We start from the raw sequence: 6959 nt of genomic DNA, 5'->3' as shown, positions 1-6959 counted from the left end.
TTTTTTGATCTCTGGATCAGGTCAATAAAATATTTAGTCTCTGTTTTTACATCGTCACTGCATACGACTGCAGAAATTGCGACCAGGCTGTCAGCTCCATTTTGAATTACCTTCTCACAGTTTTCTTTATTTATCCCACCAATAGCGACTACGGGAATCTTTATTTCCTCTTTAACGTCTCTTATCTCGTGTAAACCGATTCCGTCTCCTGCGTCTTTTTTTGTAGCAGTATCAAATATGGGACCAAGACCCACATAGTCAGCCCCGGCTTTTTCTGCCCGGATTGCTTCCTCCCTATCACGTACGCTAAGACCGATTATCTTGTCTTCGCCAAGAAGCTTTCTTGCCATTTCAATAGGCATGTCGTCCTGGCCTATATGAACCCCATCCGCATCGACCGCTAAAGCAACATCAATTCTGTCGTTTACAAGAAATATTGCCCTGCTACTGCATATACTCTTGATTTCCGAGGCTTCGTCGACCATCTCTTTAGTACTTTTATCCTTTTCCCGGTATTGAACAATTCTGCAGCCTGCCTCTACTGCCTCTCTGACATCGGATAAAGTCCCTTTCTTCGAAAGTCCGGAATCTGTTACGAGGTAGAAATCAATTTCTTTTAAAAGGGAACTTTTCCAGCTGAAGCCTTTCTGGTTCATAATGCTTATTCCATCCAGTAAACACGTTTTTTAAAAACGCTTTTTGTACTCCATATTCTTCGAGCTTAAGGTTCTTTTTACCGAATATATCATTTTCCTCTTCTGAACTCACTATTCTTCTCTTTTTCTTCGGAACTTATCGCTTTCCTTTTATTCTGAACTCACATTTTCTCAAAGTTAATCATGCTTTTTACTTTCTCATCTGAGAGGTTAAACACTTCATCATAAAGGTTAACCTTGAAACTTCCAGGCCCACTTGATCTCATAGCTGCAAGTTCCCCTGCAATTCCAAAGTAGCATAACGCTTCTCTAGAAGCTTCACAGTAATCCGGATTAACGGCAGCAAACGAACCTATTACCGATGCAGCCATGCAGCCTGTCCCGACAATCGACCCCATCAACTCATGCCCGTTCTTGACAATAAAAACCCTCTCTCCATCGCTTATAATATCTTCTTTTCCTGTCATCACAACAATGGAGGAGCTTGACTTTGCAAACGCTTTCGCGATTTTCGCAGGATCCGCATTAATTGAAGTTGCTTCAACCCCTTTTGTCTCAGCACTTTCGCCTGCCAGTTTTGCAATTTCCGAGTAATTGCCTTTTACAATATTGACACGGACAGAACCAAGGATTTTTGCAGCCATTTCATCCCTGAATTTCGTAGCCCCAACCCCAACTGCGTCAAGCACGACCGGAATTTTCTTTTTATTTGCAGCGGCAGCAGAGAGAAGCATGGAATCAATAATTTCGGATGTAAGAGTTCCTATGTTAAGCACAAGAGCCGATGAAATCCCTGTCATTTCTGCACATTCCTCAGGAGCATGCGCCATCACAGGCAGCGCGCCAAAAGCCCTTGTCATGTTCGCGCAGTCGTATATAGTTACCCAGTTTGTTATATGATGTATGAGGGGTTTTGTTTCTCTTATTGTTTTTAATGGGTTATTCATAAGATTCCTCAAGAGGCGTTTTGAATTCGATATGGTTTGAAATGATGTTGCTTTGAAATGACGAGTGATTAAAATCAGTCATAATATATTGGTTAGCAATATTTATCTGGCAAATAGTTAGAACTCATAAATAAACATTAAGGATCTGAAATTAAACATTAAGGATCTGGAATTAAGCATTAAAAACCCGGAGTTAAGCATAAGAGTCCGGAATTAAACACTAAAACTCCGAATAAGTTTACTCCGGATTTCTTATCCTTTCTGCCCCTATGTAAATGTTCATTTTCTGGCTCCGGACAAAACCAATAATAGTTAGGCCAGCTTGCTTTCCCATACTTATAGCAAGCGTGGTGGTTGCACCTCTGGATGCAATAATAGGAATATTAGCCATAAGACATTTCCTTACCATCTCCGAAGAAAGCCTTCCAGAACAGGTTACGATTGTCCTTGAGAAGTCCACACTATGTTTCAGTCCATAACCTATTGCCCTATCAAGGGCGTTATGCCTGCCTATATCCTCGATTATACAGATCTTTCCTTCAGGCCCGAAAAGCCCGACAATATGTATGCCGCCTGTCCTGGTATGGAGGTCTGAGACGAGCGTTTCTTTCATTATACTCTTTATTGTTGAGACATCAGTGACCAGATCCGACTGGATTTTCGGAAGACTATCCGCATCCACATATGAAGTGTCGCCTCCACACCCTGAAAGGACAGTTTTCCCTGAAAGCATGATTGAAAATGGATCTTTTGTCAGGACACTGGCACTGAGAGGGCTGACACCGTCTACTTTTTCTTTCTTATCTCTGTTTTCTTCTTTACTTTTTTCTATGTGCAGCGATTCGATATCCTCGAGCTTGCGGATAATCCTTTCTGTATATAAAAATCCTATTATAAACTCCTCAAGCATTGTCGGGCTTACCATAGCGGTTAGAGCATGGCGGCCGTTGACAAAGACTGCAAGAGGCAATTCCATTACGACTTCGTGAGATGATGGGACCATTAAACCGTTATCATATTTTATACAGGGGACCGTGATGTACATCCGTATATCATACTCCTTACAGCATACGAGAGATTTCTTCAATTGTTTCGATAAGCAGGTTAACCTCTTCCAAGGTATTATAGAGGTAAAGACTTGCCCTCACAGTGCCGTTTTGGAGTCCCAGGTGTTTAATTAACGGGATACAGCAGTGATCTCCAGAACGGACAAGCACTGCCGCTCTTTCGTCAAGCAAATAGGCTATCTCGTGGGGGTGAATCCTGTCTATGGTAAAAGAGACAACCCCTATTCTGTTTTTAGAGTTCCGTGGCCCATGAACGACTACATTTTCGATTCCGGTAAGCCCTGTGAGAAGATGTTCAGTCAGCTTCTGTTCGTGCCTGAATATGGAATCCATTCCCAGGCTTTCAAGATATTTTACTGCCTGCGCAAGCCCGATTGCACCTGAAATATTCGGGGTGCCTCCTTCAAAGCGCTGGTAACCGCCAGTCAAAGTATATCCTTCAGTTGTGACGTCCTCAACTGTACCTCCACCCAGTATGAGGGGAGAAATTACCTCATCTCGCATCCACAGCACGCCAGTGCCAGTAGGCCCGAGCATTTTATGACCGGAAAAACATAAAAAATCGCATCCCAAAGCCCTGGAATCCACTGAAAAATGGGGAACGGATTGAGCCCCGTCAACCAGAAAATAGGCTCCCTGCGCTTTGCAGATTTTAGCAATCTCCTTGACAGGCTGCAAGGTGCCAAGAACATTTGAGGCATGGTTTACTGCAACCAACTTTGTATCAGCAGTAATTGCTTCTTCAAATGTCTTTATATCAAAAATTCCGTTTTCACCAGGCTGAACAATGACCACCTCAACGCCTTTCTCGCGCAGTCGAAGCCAGGGAAGCAGGTTAGAGTGATGCTCTACAATTGTTGTAACGATTCGATCTCCGGGCTGCCAATCAAGGCCGGCTGCAACCATGTTGATAGCTTCGGTCGTATTTTTAGTAAAGACTGTCGTGCCCTCTTTCCCACCAATGAAGCTGCTGATTAGCTCATGTGCGTCCTGATACCTCTGGGTTGCAACCCTTGTAAGCCTGTGCATCCCCCGACCAACATTGGCACGGTACTGTCGGTCATATTCGTTCATTGCAGCGATTACAGGTTCAGGAACAAGGCTGGTTGCCGCACTGTCCATATAATGGAGGTATCTGGGTATTTGAAAGTCAGCCATGCAATCTTCAATTTTCATAGCACTTCATCCATACTTCTGTATCCTTTAAGATAGGAGGGTAATGTATGAAAAACTACAATCCTGCAATACCTCTAATATTCAACCTCGCATGTTTACTGCCTTCTCGAATTCTTCAGGTATCAACTCAATTCTTGCAATTTTACCATATTATCTTACACACAGATTTGAAAAACCCAGATCGTGCAGCAAATTCTCTGCGTTTTCTATATTTTGCAGCTTTTCAACTGTGATTTCTTCCCCATATGGAATTCGCGATGCAAGACATGAAGCTGACGGTTTGCTTCAGAAATCAAAACCGCAGTCCTGAGCTGGCTGCCGTATCTGTTTCTTTTGAATTTCAAGTGAGATGAAGGGATTAATGTTATGCTTTTTCAGCCTTTCCGGAGTTTGGAAATGTAGCATTTGTCTTTAAAGTAAGGCTGCAGCTTCTTAGGGATACAGGCACAACTATTTCTCCTTTTTAATTCATTCCTGCTACTTCAGGAACTTGAAAACCTGCTTAGGATACAGAAACACTCAGAAAATTCCCAAGGCAGCAGAATACCTCTTAAAACGTCCACAGGTCTTATGGGTCAATTACCCGTTTACCAAAGCACCCGAGTCACAAACTTGCATATAGGTATCTCAAGGCGATTACAGAAGAAGCCATGCAGGATGCAGCTGACAATTATTACTAATTTACTTGTAATTAATATAATACTGGAATGTGTAGCTATTTTTAATGTATTCATACTGGAAGTGACCGAAAAAATTAATACAGTTGAGTTCTGTAGATTTATGAGAAAGTTCTTATTTTCAGGCAAGCTGCGAATTATTCGACTAAAAAGTATGAGTTAAAAGTATTGAGTAGTAGAGATATCTAAATAAAAATAAAAAGAAGGAAAAAAATAAATGGCACGAGTTATGATCGTAGAAGATGCCGAACTTATGCGAATGGCAATTCGGGATACTCTGTTTAAGCACGGGCACGAAGTGGTTGCCGAAGTGGCTGATGAGGAAGAAGCCGTTGAGATATATCTGGAGGTAAAGCCGGATCTCGTATTAATGAATATAATGTTGCCGGATAACGTGCCAGAGAATATGAATTGGAAAAGCTTGCTGAGTAAGTTTCTTATAATAGACCACGAAGCAAAAATGGCAATGTTTTCGTCTCTTGGCCAGCAGATTCTGATAACAGAATCTCTGAAAATAGGATCTATGGGCTTTATAGTAAATCCTTTTGAACCCGGGATGCTGAACGTAATTAGAAAAATTGCCGAACCTAATTAACCTTCTTGAATAATGGGTCTTAACAAGACCTCATCAACAGAAACAGGACCTCAACGAGATCTCAATACATTTGAAGTTTCCAGATCCTTTAATTCTCGAACTTCTCTTCCAGCTTCTGTACAGTTTTATATCCAATCCAGGAAGAAAGGGCAATATTATATTCAGCAGCAGGGATTTTTTCAGATTTTCAAGTGCGTCAACCTCTCTTATAATCAGATTCGGCTTTAAATATTTTTTTATTGAGTTTCTTAATCTAATTTGCCTCGCCCTTCCAGACTATATGATGAGAAGGAACTATTCCGGATACGTTTACAAGTCCTTTTTCATATGGGGCCTTTTCGCTTTCACCTCTCCATTCGTCACTGATGGATATATAAATCTGGAATTCAGCAAAATTGTAAGCCTTTTCATAATCCGAATTTTCGCGGCAAAAACCAATATAGAAGAATTTCAAGAGAATCATTAACCTACGAAAACTAAACCTATAAGAAAGAAGTTAGCGAGGATACATATAAAAAAATTAGAGATGAAATTAGAGATGAAATTGGAGAAGAGATTAGAGAATAAATAGAGAAGAAATTGGCAAGTAAATAAGAGAAGAAATTAGCGGGGAAATAAAATGACTAAGATAACCGACGAATTTGTGATACGTGGGAATCACATTAAAAACCGAATTGTAATGCCTCCTATGGTTACTTTTTCCTTTCATGGGGAGAATGGATCTTATTATGGCAAGCAGCACATTGAACACTATACGAAGCGTGCAAAAGGCGGTGCAGGTCTTATTATTGTGCAGGCCACGAGCGTGTTTGGGGCTGTAGATTCCACAGGCAGTTGGTCAGCAGGTGATATTGCAGCTTTGAAGCAAATTGCAATCAACTGCCATGAGTATGGTGCGACGATAATGATGCAACTCCATTGCGGCAATATTGATATTAACGAGTTGTCAGCCGAAGAAATTCATTCTATGCAGATGAACATGAAACGGGCAGCCATTCGTGCCTGTGAAATGGATTTTGACGGCGTTGAATATCATTTCGCCCACGGATTTACCTTATGCAAGTTTCTTGATGCTTCATATAATCGCCGAACAGACCAGTACGGCGGCGATGCTCTAAACAGGGCAAGAGTTTTAACACAAATTCTACCGGAGATTCGGAACAATACCCGTAGAAATTTTATTGTCAGCGTGCGCATGGGCGAGTATTTACCAGAAAGCAAGGACGGCATTGAAGCAGCCAAAACCTTTGAAAAAGCTGGTATTGATTTACTGCACATTTCATTTGGCATGCAGCCCCCAACAAATCCGGTTCCGGAAGGTTTCATATGTAGTCCTATAACCTATAGCGGCTGTAAGATCAAAAAAGAAGTAAAGATTCCCGTTATTGCAGTCAACGAAATACGCACGGAAGAGCAGGTACGGTTCTTAATAGAAAATGATTATGTGGATTTTGCCGCTGTTGGGAGGGGCATGTTAGCTGATCCTGAGTTTGCCAATCATGTGATAAGCAGCGAGCCTGTAAACATGTGCTCTGGATGTGAGAGGTGTTTCTGGTTTACTGACCATACATTATGCCCTGCAAGAAATGCGGTGTACAGAAAGCTCAGTAAATCCTGATTGACCCTATATATTTTTTACTAATTCACCCGGCAGCTGATTATGAAAAACCAAGTAGTCATAAAGGGTCAAGTGGTCAGAAGGATTAATAAGCTTACTTTTTAATGTTATTTCTTTATTAATTTAATAGAGTTTAAATATTATTTTTAACGTGTTATAATTAATGTTTACATTCGTAGCTAAATGTTTATACTATCAATCAGTATTAATTATTGATAAAAGT

The 6959-nt window shown here is 41.0% G+C and carries 8 protein-coding genes; 2 read left to right on the top strand and 6 right to left on the bottom strand.

The genetic code is table 11. From position 1 onward, the window contains the following. From thiE to BP861_RS03230, 5 genes are all read right to left on the bottom strand, one after another. Positions 1 to 656, bottom strand: a 656-nt coding sequence (thiE, locus tag BP861_RS03250; protein ID WP_292372528.1) for a thiamine phosphate synthase, incomplete at its 3' end; no start/stop codon positions are given. After that, complete coding sequence (locus BP861_RS03245; protein WP_292372526.1) at positions 607 to 768, bottom strand: hypothetical protein; 162 nt, start codon at positions 766 to 768, stop codon at positions 607 to 609. The genes thiE and BP861_RS03245, both read right to left, overlap by 50 nt. A gap of 49 nt (positions 769 to 817) precedes the next feature. Beyond that, a complete protein-coding gene (gene thiM / locus BP861_RS03240; protein WP_292372524.1) occupies positions 818 to 1603 on the bottom strand; it encodes a hydroxyethylthiazole kinase in 786 nt (261 codons plus the stop codon). 238 nt (positions 1604 to 1841) lie between these two features. Beyond that, positions 1842 to 2648, bottom strand: a complete 807-nt coding sequence (fdhD, locus tag BP861_RS03235) for a formate dehydrogenase accessory sulfurtransferase FdhD (RefSeq protein WP_292372522.1) — start codon at positions 2646 to 2648, stop codon at positions 1842 to 1844. Between the two features lie 16 nt (positions 2649 to 2664). Further along, positions 2665 to 3846 (bottom strand): aminotransferase class V-fold PLP-dependent enzyme, encoded by a 1182-nt coding sequence (locus tag BP861_RS03230; protein ID WP_292372520.1) that lies wholly within the window; start codon positions 3844 to 3846, stop codon positions 2665 to 2667. 894 nt (positions 3847 to 4740) lie between these two features. On the opposite strand from BP861_RS03230, the gene BP861_RS03225 reads away from it, so the two are divergent. After that, the gene (locus BP861_RS03225; protein WP_292372518.1) at positions 4741 to 5118 is read left to right on the top strand and encodes a response regulator; all 378 of its coding nucleotides are present in this window, start codon (positions 4741 to 4743) and stop codon (positions 5116 to 5118) included. A gap of 253 nt (positions 5119 to 5371) precedes the next feature. Here BP861_RS03225 and BP861_RS03220 read toward each other — a convergent pair whose 3' ends face one another. Then, positions 5372 to 5581, bottom strand: a complete 210-nt coding sequence (locus BP861_RS03220; protein WP_292372516.1) for a hypothetical protein — start codon at positions 5579 to 5581, stop codon at positions 5372 to 5374. A 156-nt stretch (positions 5582 to 5737) separates the two neighbouring features. Between BP861_RS03220 and BP861_RS03215 the strand changes: the two genes are divergently transcribed. After that, entirely contained in the window at positions 5738 to 6736 is a 999-nt protein-coding gene (locus tag BP861_RS03215) for an NADH:flavin oxidoreductase (protein WP_292372514.1), read from the top strand. Positions 6737 to 6959 lie beyond the last annotated feature (223 nt).

Origin of the sequence: Methanosarcina sp. UBA411, from assembly GCF_002495725.1 — an archaeon.
In the GTDB taxonomy this organism is placed as follows: Archaea; Halobacteriota; Methanosarcinia; order Methanosarcinales; family Methanosarcinaceae; genus Methanosarcina.
Note: the sequence above shows the minus strand (reverse complement) of the source record. Positions and strands in the feature narration are given on the sequence as shown.